This is a genomic window from Wenyingzhuangia sp. IMCC45533, assembly GCF_054111225.1.
In genome coordinates this window covers 1,218,830-1,237,259 of sequence record NZ_CM134197.1, presented here as the reverse complement: position 1 = coordinate 1,237,259, position 18,430 = coordinate 1,218,830, and the positions used below count along the sequence as shown (strand labels likewise).

At 34.4% G+C, this 18,430-nt stretch carries 17 protein-coding genes; 4 read left to right on the top strand and 13 right to left on the bottom strand.

Features of this window, described 5'->3' with window-relative positions:
• Positions 1-266 precede the first annotated feature (266 nt).
• Both ACXGQW_RS05445 and ACXGQW_RS05440 read right to left on the bottom strand, forming a co-directional pair.
• Positions 267-1,535: a leucine-rich repeat protein gene (locus ACXGQW_RS05445; protein ID WP_457824084.1), complete on the bottom strand. Its 1,269-nt coding sequence runs from the start codon at positions 1,533-1,535 to the stop codon at positions 267-269.
• Positions 1,536-1,678: 143 nt separating this feature from the next.
• Positions 1,679-2,764, bottom strand: a complete 1,086-nt coding sequence (locus tag ACXGQW_RS05440) for a helix-turn-helix domain-containing protein (protein WP_457824083.1) — start codon at positions 2,762-2,764, stop codon at positions 1,679-1,681.
• A 685-nt stretch (positions 2,765-3,449) separates the two neighbouring features.
• On the opposite strand from ACXGQW_RS05440, the gene gpmI reads away from it, so the two are divergent.
• The gene (gene gpmI, locus ACXGQW_RS05435; protein WP_457824082.1) at positions 3,450-4,970 is read left to right on the top strand and encodes a 2,3-bisphosphoglycerate-independent phosphoglycerate mutase; all 1,521 of its coding nucleotides are present in this window, start codon (positions 3,450-3,452) and stop codon (positions 4,968-4,970) included.
• A gap of 277 nt (positions 4,971-5,247) precedes the next feature.
• Complete coding sequence (locus ACXGQW_RS05430) at positions 5,248-6,675, top strand: FAD-binding domain-containing protein (protein WP_457824081.1); 1,428 nt, start codon at positions 5,248-5,250, stop codon at positions 6,673-6,675.
• A gap of 166 nt (positions 6,676-6,841) precedes the next feature.
• Here the strand turns inward: ACXGQW_RS05430 and ACXGQW_RS05425 are convergent, their stop codons facing one another.
• The 6 genes from ACXGQW_RS05425 to panC all read right to left on the bottom strand — a co-directional run bounded on the left by ACXGQW_RS05425 (position 6,842) and on the right by panC (position 12,278).
• Positions 6,842-7,390, bottom strand: a complete 549-nt coding sequence (locus ACXGQW_RS05425; RefSeq protein ID WP_457824080.1) for an OmpA family protein — start codon at positions 7,388-7,390, stop codon at positions 6,842-6,844.
• 130 nt (positions 7,391-7,520) lie between these two features.
• Complete coding sequence (locus ACXGQW_RS05420; RefSeq protein ID WP_457824079.1) at positions 7,521-8,432, bottom strand: OmpA family protein; 912 nt, start codon at positions 8,430-8,432, stop codon at positions 7,521-7,523.
• A 206-nt stretch (positions 8,433-8,638) separates the two neighbouring features.
• Positions 8,639-9,994 (bottom strand): DNA repair protein RadA, encoded by a 1,356-nt coding sequence (gene radA, locus ACXGQW_RS05415; protein ID WP_457824078.1) that lies wholly within the window; start codon positions 9,992-9,994, stop codon positions 8,639-8,641.
• Between the two features lie 63 nt (positions 9,995-10,057).
• The gene (locus tag ACXGQW_RS05410; protein ID WP_457824077.1) at positions 10,058-11,026 is read right to left on the bottom strand and encodes a lysylphosphatidylglycerol synthase transmembrane domain-containing protein; all 969 of its coding nucleotides are present in this window, start codon (positions 11,024-11,026) and stop codon (positions 10,058-10,060) included.
• 2 nt (positions 11,027-11,028) lie between these two features.
• Positions 11,029-11,379, bottom strand: a complete 351-nt coding sequence (gene panD, locus ACXGQW_RS05405) for an aspartate 1-decarboxylase (RefSeq protein WP_457824076.1) — start codon at positions 11,377-11,379, stop codon at positions 11,029-11,031.
• 53 nt (positions 11,380-11,432) lie between these two features.
• Positions 11,433-12,278, bottom strand: coding sequence for a pantoate--beta-alanine ligase (gene panC / locus ACXGQW_RS05400; RefSeq protein ID WP_457824189.1), 846 nt, complete (start codon positions 12,276-12,278; stop codon positions 11,433-11,435).
• Between the two features lie 103 nt (positions 12,279-12,381).
• Here panC and ACXGQW_RS05395 point away from each other — a divergent pair, with 103 nt between their 5' ends.
• Both ACXGQW_RS05395 and ACXGQW_RS05390 read left to right on the top strand, forming a co-directional pair.
• Entirely contained in the window at positions 12,382-13,191 is an 810-nt protein-coding gene (locus ACXGQW_RS05395; RefSeq protein ID WP_457824075.1) for a glycogen/starch synthase, read from the top strand.
• A 9-nt stretch (positions 13,192-13,200) separates the two neighbouring features.
• Entirely contained in the window at positions 13,201-14,640 is a 1,440-nt protein-coding gene (locus ACXGQW_RS05390; protein ID WP_457824074.1) for a DUF4270 family protein, read from the top strand.
• 97 nt (positions 14,641-14,737) lie between these two features.
• On the opposite strand, the gene groL is transcribed toward ACXGQW_RS05390, so the two are convergent.
• The 5 genes from groL to ACXGQW_RS05365 form a co-directional block, all read right to left on the bottom strand.
• On the bottom strand, positions 14,738-16,369 hold the full coding sequence (gene groL, locus ACXGQW_RS05385) for a chaperonin GroEL (RefSeq protein ID WP_457824073.1): 1,632 nt from the start codon (positions 16,367-16,369) through the stop codon (positions 14,738-14,740).
• A gap of 16 nt (positions 16,370-16,385) precedes the next feature.
• On the bottom strand, positions 16,386-16,661 hold the full coding sequence (locus tag ACXGQW_RS05380; RefSeq protein ID WP_457824072.1) for a co-chaperone GroES: 276 nt from the start codon (positions 16,659-16,661) through the stop codon (positions 16,386-16,388).
• A gap of 137 nt (positions 16,662-16,798) precedes the next feature.
• On the bottom strand, positions 16,799-17,170 hold the full coding sequence (gene secG / locus ACXGQW_RS05375; RefSeq protein WP_457824071.1) for a preprotein translocase subunit SecG: 372 nt from the start codon (positions 17,168-17,170) through the stop codon (positions 16,799-16,801).
• A 2-nt stretch (positions 17,171-17,172) separates the two neighbouring features.
• On the bottom strand, positions 17,173-17,910 hold the full coding sequence (locus ACXGQW_RS05370) for a hypothetical protein (protein ID WP_457824070.1): 738 nt from the start codon (positions 17,908-17,910) through the stop codon (positions 17,173-17,175).
• A 3-nt stretch (positions 17,911-17,913) separates the two neighbouring features.
• The gene (locus ACXGQW_RS05365; RefSeq protein WP_457824069.1) at positions 17,914-18,423 is read right to left on the bottom strand and encodes an LptE family protein; all 510 of its coding nucleotides are present in this window, start codon (positions 18,421-18,423) and stop codon (positions 17,914-17,916) included.
• Between the last annotated feature and the right edge of the window lie 7 nt (positions 18,424-18,430).

Below are 18,430 nucleotides of genomic sequence, written 5' to 3'. Positions count from 1 at the left end.
ATTGTTAATTGTTTGTTCAGTAATTTGTTAATTATCCTCATTGATTCATATAATGTTTTCAGTTCATTCAAACAATGCTTACTGGTTTGATACTATTTTGCATCTCTAAATGTTAATGTTTGATGTAAATGACAACTTGTTTTTCTAAATTAAAAAATCGTCCATTCTAGCAGAAACTAGAAAAGACGATAGATGAATTTTTTGCAACTTATTTTATCTTTTAGTTATATGAGGGAGGTAAGTTGGATATAATGATATAGGCCTATTTAATTTTTTATAATTTTTTCACGGACAATCCCATTTTCAGTCTCTAGAACTAATAGGTAAATTCCTGTTGTTAAGTGGGCTATGTTTATACTGTTAGTATTTGCTTGCTCGCTTACAACTAGTTGTCCTGTAATATTAAATATAGCATATTGTTTCAACGGATTATTGATTGAGTTGATGGTTAGAAGATTACCATTATATGTAATAGATACGTCATTATTGTCTAGTATGTTCTTAGATGATAATGTTCCCACTTCTGTAACAGATTTGAATCCTTGCCATCTAGAGTCATTTTCATAATCGGTTAAAGCTCCTACAGGTACAATCAAATCAATAACATTTCTAGTTCCAAAAGTACCATTATTGGCACCTACAGGTGTTGGGTTTAACATAGTTAATTTGGTGAGTCCATTGTTAAAAAAAGATTCTGAACCAATACTGATTACGTTTTCGGGTATCGTTACTTGGGTTAAAGTTTCATTATCTCTAAAAGCTCTAAAATTAAGTGTTGTTAATGTATTGGGTAAATTTAAACCTGTTATTCCTCTGTTTCTAAATGCTTCTCTACCTATAGAAGTAACGGTAAAAGTGTTAGTGGTTCCCTCTTGTTGAACCGTTGCAGGAATGGTTAAATTTTTATTTTCATTTGCCGTACTGATGCTTCCACCTACTGCTTCTACCGTATTAGGCTCTAGGTTGGTAATAAGATAAAAAAGATTATTGTTATCAAAACGGTTACCTAAACCAACTTCTCCATTGGTGGTCTTATAGCCTATAAAACCAGCATCAACATAAGCTTGTAAGGTTCCATCAGGAATGGTTAAATCAATATTATGCTCTCCATCAAAACTATTAGCACTAACAGTAGGAGGTGTTGTTCCTAAAAGAATTAAGGTTGTAATCTTTGAACTTTGACTAAAAGCACTACTTTGAATTTCAGTAACACTTGCAGGTATTGTTACAGTTACAAGACCAGGATTTCTTCTAAAAGCAAAGGGTTGAATTATTTCTAGTGTGTTAGGCAACACAAGGCTTGTTAATTTTTTACTACCAAATGCGGTTCTCCCAATTTGAGTTACTGTAAAATCAGAAGTTCCATCGTTTACGGTGTTTGGAATTTCCAAATCTCCACTTACATCGCCACCAGTAGCTATGACGTTAGTGGTCCCCTCTATAATTTGATAATTAATATTGTCTACTGTAAAAGTAGTTTGAGCGAATGTAATTGAATAAAAAAGTAGATAAAATAATAAGGTAATTTTTTTCATGATAATTGAGTTTATAAATCGAATTGTTATTAACATAGTTTAATAGTAGGCTAAAGTAAAACAGCAAAAAAATTAATAAGTAGTCTAATAAGACAATTGAATAGGCTGTTAAGACTTTTAAAACAGATATTAATTGCTAAGTTTTAAGATTGCTGTTTTTTTGTAAAAATTATTTTTGAGGGTAACTCATTGTTAACCATTTTAAAGGCTTTAGAAAATTTGCCTACGTTTTCGTAGCCAAATAATTGGGCAACTTCTTTTACTCGGTATTCTCCGCTTTGTAAAAATTCTTTAGCCATAAACATTTGTTTTTGCCTGAAGTAATTAAAGATTCCCATTCCGTAAACGGCTTTAAAGTCTTTTTTTAGTTTGGTGTGTGAAATGTTAAACTGATGGCTTAATTCGTTAATCCCTACAAATTTATTTTTGAGATTGTCTAATAAGTAAACTTCTATTTTGGTTATTTTAACAATGTCTTTTTGTGGTAAGTCTATATACTTTTTTAAAGCGTTGTTAGGGTTGTATTGGCGAATAAAGGTAGCGACCAATTCATAGGTTTTGAATTTTAACAGTAGTGGATTGGTAGTGCCGTCTTTGGTTAAGCAGGTTTTTATGTCTTTTGCAATTTTGGAGAGTTCAAGAGCATTATCTGGCCAAACCATAATATCTTCTTCACCGTCAAAAAAAGATTTGACTTTTGAGTTTTTAAAAGCAGTGTCGCTTTTAATATAGTTGTTAAGCCATTTTTGGTCAAAATAAATTAGGATGCTTTCATTGTACGAATTTTTAAGGTAACTCACTTCGGATAAAAAGCTAGGTTTGGTTAATATCCACTTTTTATTAGAAAAACTTACTGAATTTATAGTAACACCTCCCGCGTTAGATAGGTTGTGAAAAACGTTAAAGCTTAAAGTATAATAATCATTTGCTGCCTCTGGACTAATAACTTGGTGGTAACATACGTTTTTCTTATAGGTGAGTTCTGTGTTTAGAATAGCCAAACCGTCTTCTAAAAAAGCATATTGCAAAAAACCTTTGTTAAAAGGACTATTGGTGTGTATGGTATTTGTGATTGCATTGTATTTACAAAACATCATTTTTTTAAAACTATTTAGCATGAGTAAAGGAGAGTTGGCTACGTAGTTTAAATGATAAAATCCGTTGTGGTATTTAAAAAAAAGATGTTGGTTTTTATGAAACCAAGTATTGATGATTTTAGTGAGTAGCATAGCTGTTGATAGTCGTTCTGTTTATTTGACTACAATAGTACTATCATGATATAAACTGTGCTATTAAGATTGATTGAAGCGGAAAATATAGGGGTAAAAAGGAAAATATGGAGGTGAAATTGTATTGAAATACCTGTTTGTGTGTGGATTGATATAAGAATGATTTGCAACAGTAGTTTGGGTTTAAAAATAATTATATGTTCAAGTTTTACGAACATGTTGTTTGGTTTAGAATAAGAAAATATATTACTTTCTAATTTGATGCTTAGGATATAGAACCGAGTTAAGTTTTATATAATATCAATAGTTTATAGAGAAGTGATGTTTTTAGTTTGATGAAAAACGAAATGAAAATTTTGATGCTGCGCTAGGGATTGAATGGTGTGTTTGAGCTCTTTTGTTTGGCGTTCGAGCGGAGTCGAGAATACCAAACAAAAAGCGAGTAATGAAAGCCCGACCTTTGGTAGCGCTCTAATAGCTATGCAAATTTATCTTTGGTGCAGCGTGTTTTTCAAATATTTTATGGTGGCAACCATGTTTAGTAATGAGTTTTTGCAACACGTAACTCGTAGTACTGATTTAAAGGGTGACAACTCCGAAAAGGTTTTCATTGTTTATATGAGTGGTTAAGGGTTTACACAGATGTATCTGTTATATTTGTGAGCAGAATTAAATTCCATATACAATGAACAAAAAAGTAATCTTAATGATTCTTGATGGGTGGGGAGTAACTCAAGACCCAAAAGTATCAGCAGTTTTTAATGCAAAAACGTCTTATATTGATTCTTTATACGATAAATATCCTAACGCTACTTTAAGGACTGATGGTGAGCATGTTGGTTTGCCTGATGGACAAATGGGGAACTCTGAGGTAGGTCACATGAACTTAGGGGCAGGTAGAATTGTATATCAAAACCTAACTAAAATTAACATGGCGGTTAGAAATAACACTTTGAGCCAAGAGAAAGTTTTGGTGGATACTTACAAGTATGCTAAGGAAAACAATAAAAAAGTTCACTTGTTAGGATTGGTTTCTAATGGAGGAATTCATGCGCATATAGACCATTTAAAAGGTTTATTAACGGCAGCCAAAGAAAATGGGTTGGATGAAAACGTGTTTTTACACGCATTTACAGATGGACGTGATTGTGATCCTAAATCTGGAGCATACTTTATCAACGAAATTCAAGAGCATATGGCTCAGTCTACCGGTGAATTAGCAACGATGACAGGTCGTTATTATGCAATGGATAGAGATAATCGTTGGGAACGTGTTGCGCAGGCATATCATGCTATTGTAAATAGTACTGGAACTCCTTCTACAGATGCTGTAGCTTCTTTAAAAGCGAATTACGAGGCAGGTATTACAGATGAATTTATTGAACCTGTAATTATGACGGATGCTGACGGGAATCCTAAAGGTAAAATAGAGGAAGGTGATGCTGTTATTTTCTTTAACTACAGAACTGATAGAGGTAGAGAGTTGACGAATGCTTTGTCTCAAAATGATTTTCCGGAGCAAAACATGAAAAAGTTAGATTTATACTTTACAACCATTACTTTATACGACGAAACGTTTAAGGGAATTAATGTAATTTATAACAACGATAATATTAAAAATACATTGGGTGAAGTTTTATCTAAAGCGGGTAAAAAACAAATTCGTATTGCAGAAACGGAAAAGTATCCGCACGTAACTTTCTTTTTCTCTGGAGGACAAGAAGATCCGTTTGAAGGCGAGTCTCGTATTCTAAGAAATTCACCCAAAGTAGCTACGTACGATTTAAAGCCAGAAATGAGTGCTTTTGAATTGAAAGATGCTTTATGTGAAGACTTAAAGAAGGGGGAAGCTGACTTTGTATGTTTAAATTTTGCCAACGGAGATATGGTTGGGCATACTGGAATGATGGATGCTGCGATTAAGGCTTGTGAAGCTGTAGATGCTTGTGCTAAAGAAGTGATTGAAACTGGTTTAGAGAACGGATATTCTACGTTGTTAATTGCTGACCACGGTAACTGTGAAACAATGATGAATCCTGACGGTTCTCCTCATACTGCGCACACAACAAACCCTGTTCCTATGATTTTAATTGACAAGGAATTAAAAGAAATTAAAGAAGGTGTTTTAGGAGATGTTGCTCCAACCATTTTAAAATTGATTGGTGTAGAGCAGCCGAAAGACATGACAAGATTCCCACTTGTGTAATTATTGTCTTAACTGATATAACAAGCGCTCCATAATTTTTATGGAGCGTTTTTTTTATGGTCAAACTAATAACTTTTTAGAATCTAGTATTTTGAAAGTGATTTTGTGTAAAAATGACTTTCAAAAACTGTATTCAAATTTTTGGAAGCTTGAATTTTTAATCTTAATCAATTCTAAAATATGAGATAAAAACTACGATTGTACCAAGCAAGCAATGTTTTTTTATCTTATGATGTAAACAAATTCATTGAACAAGCAAGAAGTAAATATAGTGTGGATGAAACGTGATTTACGTTTACAAAACCATGTTCCACTGCATAAAGCGGAGCAAAGCAATTTGCCGTACATTATTATTTATTTGTTTGAACCCTCGTTAATCAGTTATCCTGATACGAGTATGAGGCATTTACAATTTATTTATCATTCCATTGAGTCTCTAAATTCTCGTTTAAGAGCGTTTAACAGGCAGATTGATGTTTTTTATGGAGAAGCCTTAGAAGTATTCTCTTTTTTAACTGAGAGCTATCAAATACGTAATCTGTATAGTTATCAGGAGAGTGGTACAAAAAAAACGTGGGATAGAGACAAATTAGTAGCAAAGTTTTGCAAGACTAAGGATGTCAACTGGCAGGAGTTTAAAAGAGATGGAATTATTAGAGGGATAAAAAATAGGGATAATTGGACGGCACTTTGGCACCAAGAAATGCATCGCCCTTTAATACAAAACAAATACTCCAAAGGACTAGTAAATATTTCCAAGCATTCGTTTGTCATACCTGAAAAATTATTGAACAAACTAAAAGAATATCCAAGTCAGTATCAGCCTGCCGGAGAGTCTAATGCCTGGAGGTATTTAGAGTCGTTTGTAAACAAGAGAGGGTTTAATTATCAAAAACACATATCCAAACCTGCAGAAAGCAGATTGTCTTGCAGTAGATTGTCTCCTTTTTTAGCGTGGGGAAATATAAGCATCAAGCAAGTCTTTCAGTATGTAGGTACTCATCCCAACGGTACGCAAAACAGCAGAGCTTTTTCTGCAATGTTAACTAGACTACATTGGCATTGCCATTTTATTCAAAAGTTTGAAGTTGATTGTAGCTATGAAACTCAATGTATTAACAAGGGTTACGAAATATTGCCTCATGATAAAAATACCGATTTTATAAGAGCGTGGGAGACAGGTACCACGGGCTATCCAATAATAGATGCTTGTATGAGAGCAGTAAAGCACACAGGTTGGATTAATTTTAGAATGAGGGCAATGGTTGTTTCTTTTTTGGTATTTAATTTAGACCAAGATTGGAGAGAGGGAGCTCACTTTTTGGCCAGACAATTTTTAGATTACGAACCAGGGATTCATTATCCACAATTTCAAATGCAAGCAGGTACCACGGGTATTAATACTGTTAGGTTGTACAATCCTGTAAAAAACTCTATAGATCATGATTCCAAAGGTGCCTTTATAAAAAAGTGGGTACCGGAACTTGCTAACGTACCTGAGAACTACATTCATGAACCGTGGAATATGACAGTGATGGAACAGACTTTTTGTGGAGTGGAAATAGGGAAAGATTACCCAATGCCCATTGTAGATTTGAAAGAGAGTGCTTCTAAGGCTAGAGATAAAATATGGAATCACAAAAAGCATCCTTTGGTTACTAAAGAAAAAGAAAGACTACTAAGAATACACGTGAACAGGAATTAAACTTAGTGATACTAAAACTAAAGTTATGGGGTGATTAATTGTTCTTTGGGATAAATTTCAACAAAACGGTCTACTATTTTACCTGAGTATACACACTTCAGCGAGAAGCTCAAACAAAAAAGCCGATGTAAAATTTTACATCGGCTTTTTGTGAATCTTCTATTTTTTAAAAAGTAACTTTAAATTCTACTCTTCTATTTTTTGCTCTACCTTCTTCTGTATCGTTTGTGGCTATAGGATTTTCTTCTCCGTATCCGTTTGTGGTAATTCTATCCGCACTAATACCATCTTCAATTAAACGCGCTTTGGCAGCATCTGCTCGTTTGTGGGAAAGTGTATGGTTGTATTCTGAGGTACCTGTATTGTCGGTATATCCATTAATAACCAATTTAAAGTCATCATGGCTTTTCATTAGTTCTGCAACGGCATCTAGTTTAGGATAAGATTTTTTTAATAACTCATCGCTATCAGTTTTAAATTTCACCCCTTCTAAGGCTTTAATCAAAACTATTTTTTCTTCTGGCTTTAGTTCAGGAGCTTTGGCTGTGGTTACTGGAGCGTTTTTATCACAATCGGCAGCAGCACCAGAGGTAGTTACATAGGCACCGTTAGACGAGATTACATTGATTCCGCTTGAATCTACAACGTCAGCACATTCTTGCGCAAAAGATAAGGTACTAGCGAATACGCTTAGTAGTAATATTGTTTTTTTCATGATTTAAAAGTTTTTAGTTTTCAGTAAGTAAATCTAACATAAATCAATAGAAAAAAAAATGCGATATCACAGAAAAAGCCGATGCAAACTGCATCGGCTTTTTCTTAATTATTTAGTGTGTTATGTTGTACTACTCTTTAGCAGTTAAAACTACACGTCTGTTTTGTGCTCTACCAGCACGAGTTTTGTTAGATGCAATTGGTTTGGTCTCTCCATATCCAACAGCATGTAATCTAGCTCCATCAATACCGTGAGTAGCTAAATAGTCTACAACAGCTTGCGCTCTTCTTTGAGATAATTTCAAGTTATTGTCATCGTTACCAGTGCTATCAGAGTGTCCTTCAACATCAAAAGTAACTTCTTTAAACTCGTTCATTACCTTAGCAACTTTATCTAAAGTTTTAGCAACTCCTGGCTTAAAAGTAGCTTTACCAGTGTTGAACTGGATAGTTTTAGCGTACTTTCCTAAAGTAGCCTTAGCTTCTACACTTAATTTAGCTGGACATCCGTTTTCTGAAGCAACACCTGCTTTGTTAGGGCATTTGTCATCTTTATCTAAAATTCCGTCACCGTCAGTATCTGGCCATGGGCATCCTTGGTTTGCAGCTGGTCCTGCTTGAGTAGGACATTTGTCGTCGCTACCATATACACCATCCTTATCAGCATCAGGACAACCTTGTTGAGAAGCAGGTCCTGCCTCGTTAGGACATTTATCGTCTTTATCAGCTATCCCATCTTTATCAGCATCAGGACATCCGTTTAAAGTTCCTGCTACGTTAGGACAGTTATCATCCTTATCAGCAACTCCATCTTTGTCAGCATCAGGACATCCATTTACTGTACCTGGTACAGTAGGACATTCGTCTACTTTGTCTAAAAATCCGTCCCCATCAGTGTCAGGACATTTAAGATTTGGAGCGCTCACGCAAACTCCGTTAGAAGAAACTACAGTTTCTCCAGAGCCATCAACCACATTGCAACAATCTTGAGCAAAAGTTAAAGAGTATGACAGCATCCCTAATAAGAATAATGTTTTTTTCATAATTAAAAATGTTTGTTAAACACACAAAGCTATAAATAATAAGGGAATGGGAAAATATTTTTGGAACAAACAAAGCTTATGATGTCGTTTTATTTGATAAACTTGTTTTACAAATGTAAGTTTTGCAATCCAAATCCGACCTTGTGCCTTTTGAAAACGTATTATATATTAGGTCGCTAGAGTGTTTTGAGCAGCCTTTCTGCCTATCAAAACAACAAATTCACCAAATCTTCAATTTTAGAAATTTTAATAATTTCTATGTCGTGACCTTCCTGAGATATTTTGCAAAATTTAGAAACAAATATTTTTTCAAAACCTAATTTTTGAGCTTCGCTAATTCGTTGTTCCACTCTATTGATAGGTCTTATTTCTCCTGCGAGTCCAACTTCGGCAGCAAACGTGTAGTTTTGTGGTATGGGTTCATCTTCATTACTGGAAAGGACTGCAACAACCACAGCCAAATCAATTGCTGGGTCATCTACTGAAATTCCTCCCGTAATGTTTAAAAATACATCTTTAGCTCCCAATCTAAATCCAGCTCTTTTTTCTAAGACAGCCAAAATCATGTTTAACCTCTTAAGGTGATAACCTGTAGAAGATCTTTGTGGGGTACCGTACACGGCTGTACTTACCAACGCTTGAACTTCTATCATTAAAGGTCTCATGCCTTCTAAAGTAGCGGCAATAGCTGTTCCGCTCAAATCTCCCTCTTTTTTAGAGATAAGAATTTCGGAGGGGTTTTTGACTTCTCTCAACCCACCGCTTCTCATTTCAAAAATCCCCAATTCCTGCGTAGATCCAAATCTGTTTTTTAAAGCTCTTAAAATTCTGTAAGTGTGATTTCTGTCTCCTTCAAATTGTAAAACCACATCAACCATATGCTCTAACATTTTGGGTCCAGCAATGCTACCTTCCTTATTAATATGTCCGATAACCAAAACGGGTGTACCTGTTTCTTTAGCAAATTTGATTAATTCTGTAGTGGTCTCCTTAATTTGCGATACCGAACCCGCAGAGCTTTCTACATAATCTGTGTGAAGGGTTTGAATAGAGTCTATAACCAATATTTCTGGCTGTTCTAATTGTATGGCTTTAAAAATTTTTTGAGTATTGGTTTCTGTTAAAATCAAACAGTTTTCGTTTAAATTCTGAACTCTTTCTGCTCTTAACTTTATTTGAGTTTGACTTTCTTCTCCAGAAACATAAAGTACTTTGTGTTTCATGCTCAAAGCAACTTGGAGGGTTAAGGTCGATTTCCCTATACCTGGTTCCCCTCCTAAAAGGATGATTGATCCAGGCACTATACCACCTCCCAGCACATTATTAAGTTCTGTACTAACAGCGTTATACCTTACTTCATTTTGAATTTCTATGTCCTTAACCTTGAGGGGAATATTTGCTTTTCTCGGAGATTTATCTATCTTCCAATCAGCTTTTTCTTCTTTGGAAACAACTTCTTCTACAATAGTGTTCCATTCTTTACAAGTCCCACATTGTCCCATCCATTTAGAATGTTGAGAACCACAGTTTTGACAGAAATAAGCTGTTTTTGTTTTGGCCATAATAAATACTTGTAAAAATAAAGTTAAAAGCTAATATGCAAATTAACAAGTGATAAGTGCAGCTTATCTGCTTTTTTTAAAAATAGGTAATAAAATAAAGGAAAGTACCCCTAATATCAATATAATAAAAATTTGGGCGGACCACATAATCCAACCAAAACTTGCACCGATGGTTTCTTGAATTCCGTAGATGAGTAAAGCTTTCTGTATAACCAATGGGTAAACACCAATACCACTATTGGTAGTGGCAAAAGCGAATGTACCTAGTATAAAACAAACCAATACAGCGTTCATACCAAGATGCGTAGTTTCAGGAAAAGCAAACGTAACTACGTATAGCATTAGAATATAACATAACCATATAAATACTGTGTGAGCGATGAATGCCCATTTGTTTTTCATAGTAAAGATGGTTTTGATTCCCTGCCATAAGCCCACTAAAAATTGCCTCACTTTAACAAAAGATGGAATATTGGATTTCTGAATAGCTTTTAACATTATGAAAACAATGATAGCTGTGATTGATAGTACACCTAGAACAATCCAAGGGTCGTTAGGAATTTTAGAAAAGACAACTTCACTAATCAAAGAATATTGCGCTATAAAACCAAGAGCTATAATGATGAGATACATAGCCATATCTGCCAACCTTTCGGCAACAATGGTTCCAAAAGCCTTGTCAATAGGAATACCTTCGTATTGATTAATAGTGGTAGCCCTTGCTACTTCTCCCGCTCTGGGAATTCCCATGTTTACAAAGTAAGAGATAAAAACAGCAAAAGCTTTGTTGTAAAAAGCAGGTTTATATCCTAAAGTGGCTAGCATATATTTCCATCTGTAAGCTCTGGATAAATGACTAGCAATAGCTATTAAAACTGATAAGGAGACCCACCAGTAATTAGCGTTTACAAACGAAGACCTCATCGTTTTAAAGTCTTCTGAAGTAAATTTAGAAAGCGACAACCATATCAAAAAGAAACCTATCCCTAAAGGGATAATAGTTTTTAGGATCTTTTTTGTGCTGGCTTTCAATATTAGGTAAGGGTGTTGGTTTCTTCGTTAGGAAAAACAATGGCAGGGCTAAAATTTTTAGCTTCCTCAAAGTCCATAATTCCATAGGAAATAATAATGATGATATCTCCTGGCGCTACTCTTCTTGCAGCGGGCCCATTTAAGGTAATTTCTCCACTATTTCTCTCTCCTGGAATGATGTAAGTGTCTAATCGCTCCCCATTGTTAACGTTAACGATAGAGACTTTTTCACCCTCAATCATGTTAGCAGCTTCCATTAGAGCTTTATCAATAGTAATGCTGCCAATATAATTTAATTCAGCCCCTGTAACTTTTACCCTATGTATTTTAGATTTTACTACTTCAATTTGCATGGTGCAAAATTAATTATTTATATCTGAATTTAAACTATAAGTCTTTAAGATAATTAGTATAACGCTATATTGTCTATCAATCTTATATCTCCTGCAAAAACAGCTATAAAACCTCTGCATTTATTAGTGTTTTCAAATGATGAGGTGTTTTTTAAATTATCTTCATTAGCAATGCAAAAATATTCTAACACTAAATTACGGTGATTGTTAAATTTTTTAATAACATAGTTTTCTACGGCCAATGGAGGATTTGTTTGGGCTAGTTCTTTTGCTTCTAATAGTGTTTGGTAGATGAACGGAGCACTTGCTCTATGTTCTGTGGTAAGTCTAACATTTCTGGAACTCATGGCCAAACCATCAGATTCCCTGTGTATGGCACAGCCCACAATATTAACGGGTTGTTTGGTAATGTGAATGAGTTTCTGAATAATACGTAGTTGCTGATAGTCTTTCTCTCCAAAGTACGCATTTGTAGGTATAAGTACTTGGAAAAGTTTTTTTACAATGGTTCCAACTCCGTTAAAATGATTGTCCCTAAACTTCCCTTCCATTTCTTTATCTAATCCCTTGAAGTCAAAAATTTCAGCGTTTTTATCTTCAGTATACATTTCATCAGGAGTGGGAGTAAATACTAAGTCGCAGTTTACGCTGGCTAATTTGGCAAGATCCTCTTCAAGAGTTCTAGGGTATTTTTCCAAATCATCGGGATTGTTGAACTGAGTTGGATTTACAAAAATACTAACAACAACATAATCGTTGTTGTTTTGTGCTTCTCTAATTAGCGATAAATGTCCTTCATGTAAAGCCCCCATTGTTGGGATGAGACCAATAGAGATCCCTTTATCTTTAAGGGTTTTGATGTGTGATTGAGCTAAATCTCTAGTACTGAATACTTTCATTTCTTGGATTTTCATTCAAATGGGTGCAAACTTAGTATAAATACTTATATATTGGGTATTTTTTCGTAATTTTGCAAAATTATATTCAATAATTGAAGGATTTATGAAGAATAAGAGAGTTTTATATGTTTCAAGCGAGGTAACCCCTTATACTCCCCCTACAGAAATGTCGGGTATGTCTTTTGAGGCAGCAAAAAAAGCACATCACAAAGGAGTACAAACAAGAATTTTTATGCCAAGGTTTGGTATTATTAATGAAAGGAGGCATCAGCTGCACGAAGTAATTAGACTTTCTGGGATGAACTTAATTATTGATGACATGGACATGCCTTTAATTATAAAAGTAGCATCTATACCTAAGGAAAGAATGCAAGTATACTTTATAGACAATGAAGAATACTTTAAAAGAAAGGCTACTTATACGGATGACAATGACGTAATGTTTGAAGATAATGATGAAAGAGCTATCTTCTTTGCCAAAGGTGTAGTAGAAACTGTTAAAAAATTAAATTGGGCTCCAGATGTAATTCACGTACACGGATGGATGGCATGTTTATTGCCATTGTACTTAAAAGAATTTTATAAGGATGATGCTTTGTTTGCAAATACAAAAATTGTAACCTCAGTATACGATAACGAGTTTGAAGGAGTTTTGTCAGAAAGTTTAGCGAAAAAAATCAGTTTTGATGAAATCCCTCAAGAAAAAATTAAAGGACTAGAAGAAGCTACGTTTGCAAATATTATAAAAAATGCAATAGATAATTCTGATGCAGTCATAAAAGCGAGCAGATTTGTAAACGACGACTTAGAGGATTATTTAGATGATTTGGAAAAGCCGTTTTTGGATTACCAAACAGAAGATACATTTGCAGAAGCTTACATAGAATTCTATTCAGAAAAAGTTTTTAATTAAAAAGATTATATGACACTTTTTAACATAAAGTATATAAAGACCATAGCAGCTGTTGGGGCTATGGTTTTTTTTGTGAGCTGTTCAAACGATATTGCTACTGAAACAGGTGGGGTTATTGATAATGAAAGTTTCAAGAGAGAGACCATATCTATCATACCTGAGCAGTTATCTACAGAATCAATAGATTTAGGTGAAGTAAGAACTAGTGGTTTGAGTAGATATATATTAGGAGAATATACAGATGCCAACTTTGGAAAATTGTCTTCAGATTTTGTTGGACAATTAACGGTAGATACTTACCCAAGTAGTATCGAAAGTGGAGCAACTATAAGTTCTGCAAAATTATTACTTCCCCTAGATTTGGTAGCCAAGTCAACTAACGTTTTCGAAATTTCAAACTTCGTAGGAGATTTTGATTCCAAACTATCTCTTGAGGTCAAATCGTTTGCTAACTATCTTGAATTATTTAATTTGGATGGAGGTTCAAGAGTTTATTTTGCTGACGGATCCAATGATGGTAATGATGTAAAGAATTTGGGTACAGAAACTGTGGTGGGAACTTTATCTGATATTGCAGTTGAGGAAGAGTATTTTACAGATGAAAGTACCATAAGTGTTCCTTTAGATACCAAATACTTTGAAGACAATCTTTTGTCTAAAATAGTAGGTAATACTGCTGTAGTAAGTGATCAATCCGCCGTAGAAAGATATTTTGTAGATGGTGAAATTTTAGAAGATTTAGACTTTATTGAAATATTCAAAGGTTTGAGAATTAATGCGAGCAACACAGGTGATGGGTTTGTAGCTCCCTTTAATATGTCTGAAGCTAAAGTGGAATTGATATTTAACAATAATGTAACAGTTGCAGGTGTACCTTCTGCGAATGACACTTTAAACTTAAGCTTTGATAGGGTTAATCACAACTTATATAAACACAACCATATCACCGCAAATGTTCCCAATGAATTGTATATTCAGGGAGCTGGAGGGCATGAAGTTACCGTAGACTTAGAAAATTTTATCAATACGCAAATGCCATTAGCAGAAGCGCAAGATTGGTTAATTAATCAAGCTACTTTAACAATTTTTACTAAAGAAGTCAATGAAAATACAGTTGAGCAATTGTATATTCACGGAGTTGATAGCGATGGAAAAGATGTAGTTATTAGCGATTATGGCTCTTTTTCTGTAGGCGGAGTAGTAAGGGATGCTAATGGAGAAAATACGCAAGGTTTTGTGCAGTTCACCATTACCAATTATTTACGTGATGCTATTTTAAGCAATTCGAATATTAAAAAATTGAGAATCAAAGTAAGAGAATTGGGTGAATCTACAACAATAAACAGAAGCTCTACAAATGCTAGAGGAGTTGTTTTGTTGAATGATGCAACATCAGATACTAAAGCACCTAGATTAGAGGTTATATACTCAGCCATTGTAACTGAATAATCTAAGACATTTGTTTTACTCAAATAAAACTTAAAGCCCAACTATAAATTTTATAGTTGGGCTTTTTTATTATGTTGTAATATTTATATTTTCAAGATTACATCATTCCTGGCATTCCACCACCCATTGGAGGCATCGCAGGAGCTTCATCCTCTTTAATTTCTGTAAGTGTACAAGCAGTTGTTAAAATCATCCCAGCTACAGAAGCAGCATTTTCTAGAGCTACACGAGTAACTTTTGTAGGATCAATAATACCCGCTTTAAACATCTCCACATACTCTTCAGTTTTGGCATTGTATCCAAAATCTCCTTTGCCTTCAATAACTTTAGCTACAACAACAGAACCTTCACCACCAGCATTGCTTACAATTTGTCTCAAAGGCTCCTCAATAGCTCTATTAACAATAGCAATTCCAGTTTTTTCGTCAGCGTTTTCAGTATCTACTTTAGCCAAAGCTTCTTTAGCTCTTACCAAAGCAACTCCACCACCAGCAACAATTCCTTCTTCTACAGCTGCTCTAGTTGCGTGTAAAGCATCATCAACTCTGTCTTTCTTTTCTTTCATTTCTACTTCAGAAGCAGCACCAACGTACAATACAGCAACACCACCAGCTAACTTAGCTAAGCGTTCTTGTAATTTTTCCTTGTCATATTCAGATGTAGTAGTTTCTATTTGAGTTTTAATTTGATTTACTCTAGCTTCAATAGCTTCAGAAGTTCCAGCACCGTTTACAACAGTAGTATTGTCTTTATCAATCGTTACTGTTTCAGCAGTACCTAAAGACTCTAAAGTAGTATTTTCTAACGTTAATCCCATTTCTTCTGAAATAACAACACCTCCTGTTAAGATAGCAATGTCCTCTAACATAGCTTTACGTCTATCTCCGAACCCAGGAGCTTTTACAGCTGCTATTTTTAGAGCTCCACGTAATTTATTCATCACTAAAGTAGCCAATGCTTCACCATCAACATCCTCAGCAATAATCAATAAAGGTTTTCCACTTTGAGAGATAGGTTCTAAAATAGGGAGTAACTCTTTTAAGTTAGAGATTTTTTTATCGTATAATAAAATGTATGGATTTTCTAATTCAGCCAACATCTTTTCCGAATTGGTCACAAAGTAAGGAGATAAGTAACCTCTGTCAAATTGCATACCTTCCACAATATCTACATAAGTTTCAGTTCCTTTGGCCTCTTCAACAGTAATTACTCCTTCTTTACCAACTTTACCAAAAGCTTCTGCAATCAAATCTCCAATAGAATTATCGTTGTTCGCAGAAATAGCTGCTACTTGTTGAATTTTATCAGAATCTGTTCCTACCGCTTCAGATTGTTCTGCTAATCCAGATACAATAGAAGTAACAGCTTTATCAATTCCTTTTTTAAGATCTAAAGGATTGGCTCCTGCTGCAACGTTTTTTAAACCTTCTTGAACAATAGCTTGTGCTAAAACAGTAGCTGTAGTTGTACCATCCCCTGCCAAGTCATTGGTTTTAGAAGCCACTTCTTTAACCATCTGAGCTCCCATGTTTTCTAAAGGATCAGACAATTCAATTTCTTTAGCTACAGAAACACCGTCTTTAGTGATGTGTGGTCCTCCAAAAGATTTTCCAATAACTACATTACGACCCTTAGGCCCTAAAGTAACTTTTACTGCGTTTGCTAATGCATCAACTCCACGTTTTAAACCGTCACGTGCCTGAATATCAAAAATAATTTCTTTTGCCATTTTAATTAATTTTTTGTTAGATAATTGCGAAAATATCGCTTTCTCTCATGATTAAATAATCGTTTCCTTCGTAAGCTAATTCTGTACCTGCGTACTTACCGTAAAGAACAGTGTCTCCTACTTTTACAGTGATAGGATTGTCTTTTGTTCCATTACCTACAGCAACTACAGTTCCTTGTAAAGGTTTTTCTTTTGCTGAGTCTGGAATTATTAATCCAGAAGCAGTTGTTGTTTCCGCTGGAGCTGGCTCTACCAAAACTCTATCAGCTAATGGTTTAATGTTTATGCTCATAATTATTTAATTAAATTGTTGTTTGTGATTATTGTTTTAACGAAAAGCATGCCATTTAAAATTTGACATTATCGTAAAATAAAAATGTCATCATGCAGTGACATGATGACATTTTGAGTTGTATTGTTAAACAAAGATTACTCTTCGTTTGGTGTAGCTTCTTCTGTTGAGTTATCGTTAATAATATCTTCGATATCTGCAGATTCATCTTCAATTGCTGGAGCTGCTTCCTCTCTTTGCTCAATAGTTTCTTGTAACTCAGACTTGCTTGACTCATCTCTAGGAATAGCCAAGCTAGATAATAAAATTAAGGCCAGTAAAGTAATAGCCAAAGTCCATGTAGCTTTGTCTAAAAAGTTATTTGTGCTCTGTACTCCCCCAATTGAACTTCCAGATCCTCCTGTTAAAGAAGAAGACAATCCTCCACCTTTAGGGTTTTGTACTAAAACTATTAATATTAGTAGCACTGCAACTACCATGATTAAGATTAATAACAAATTGTATGTCATGACTATTTATGTGTTTGTAAAATTTTGATTCTCTGTATTTGGTCTGCAAATAAACTACTTTTTTCTGGATATTTCAAACTTAAAATTTTGTAGGCTTGAATTGCGTTGTCATATTTTTTTTGAGCGAGATATACTTTGGCAAGTGTTTCTGTCATCAATTCGTTTGAGATATCAGTATTTGTATTTTTAAATGTTTGATTGCTCGACGAAATGTTTTTTTTGACAGGACTTATCTTAGGATTATTTTGTATAAACTTATTGATAATATTAAGTTTATGATTGACGACTCCTTCTTTTTTTTCCTCAACTTTTTCATCATCTCTTTCAATAGGACTGATTTCTTTTAAATGGAGCCATTGGTGAAAACTATGTTTCTCGTTGCTGTTAAATTTAAAAGGTTTTTCTGTAGTAGTTTCGTTTTGGTTAACGTGACCTTCGTCAATATCTTTAGGCCGTTCTAAAATTATAGAAACAGGTTTTTCAATAATCTCTTCCTCAACAACTTTTTGGTGTTCCTCCTCAATATTATTTAAATATTCAAATAACAACTCTCTGCTGTGAGTGTGAGCTGCCAAATTTTTTAAAGCATTGTTGTACTTAAAATGTTCTTGCTGATGATATTTTTTGAGCAATAGAGATTTTGCTAACTGAAAATAAGGATACTCATTAGCAATGCTTTCGAGCTGCTCGATACTCAAAAGATTGTTTTTAGATTTTATTGCCAATGTAAACGATTCCATAAATTACCAGTTTGCCACAGAGGCATTAAAAATATTTTGATTAATTCGCTCAAAAATTTCGTCGTAAGCGGCCTCTAAACTAGCACCTTCCAAAATGACGTTTGCATCGTAATCGTGAAAATGACTAAATCTTTTTTCAAAGTTTTTAGTTTCATCAGTTCTGTTATAAAAACGAACGTTAAATTCTATGGTCAATCTGTTTTGAGCTGCCGTTTGTTGTGCAGTAGCAGTAATAGGAGTAATGGTATATCGGGTTATTTCTCCCTCAAATTGCAAATCACCTCCAGATTTAACCAAATTTAAATTGGTTTGGGTGATAAAAAAGTCTTGTAGATTAATAGTAAACTCCTGACTCAGTGTAGGCTCAACCAATTGAGCATTGTTGTTAAAAAAGTCTACTTGTATGGTTTTAGCGTTACCAGTATCTCCACCCGTAAAACTATAAATACCACAACTAATCATCGTAGTTAATGTTAGTAGTGCCAATAATTTTAAAATCACAGACTTTATCATTCTAATA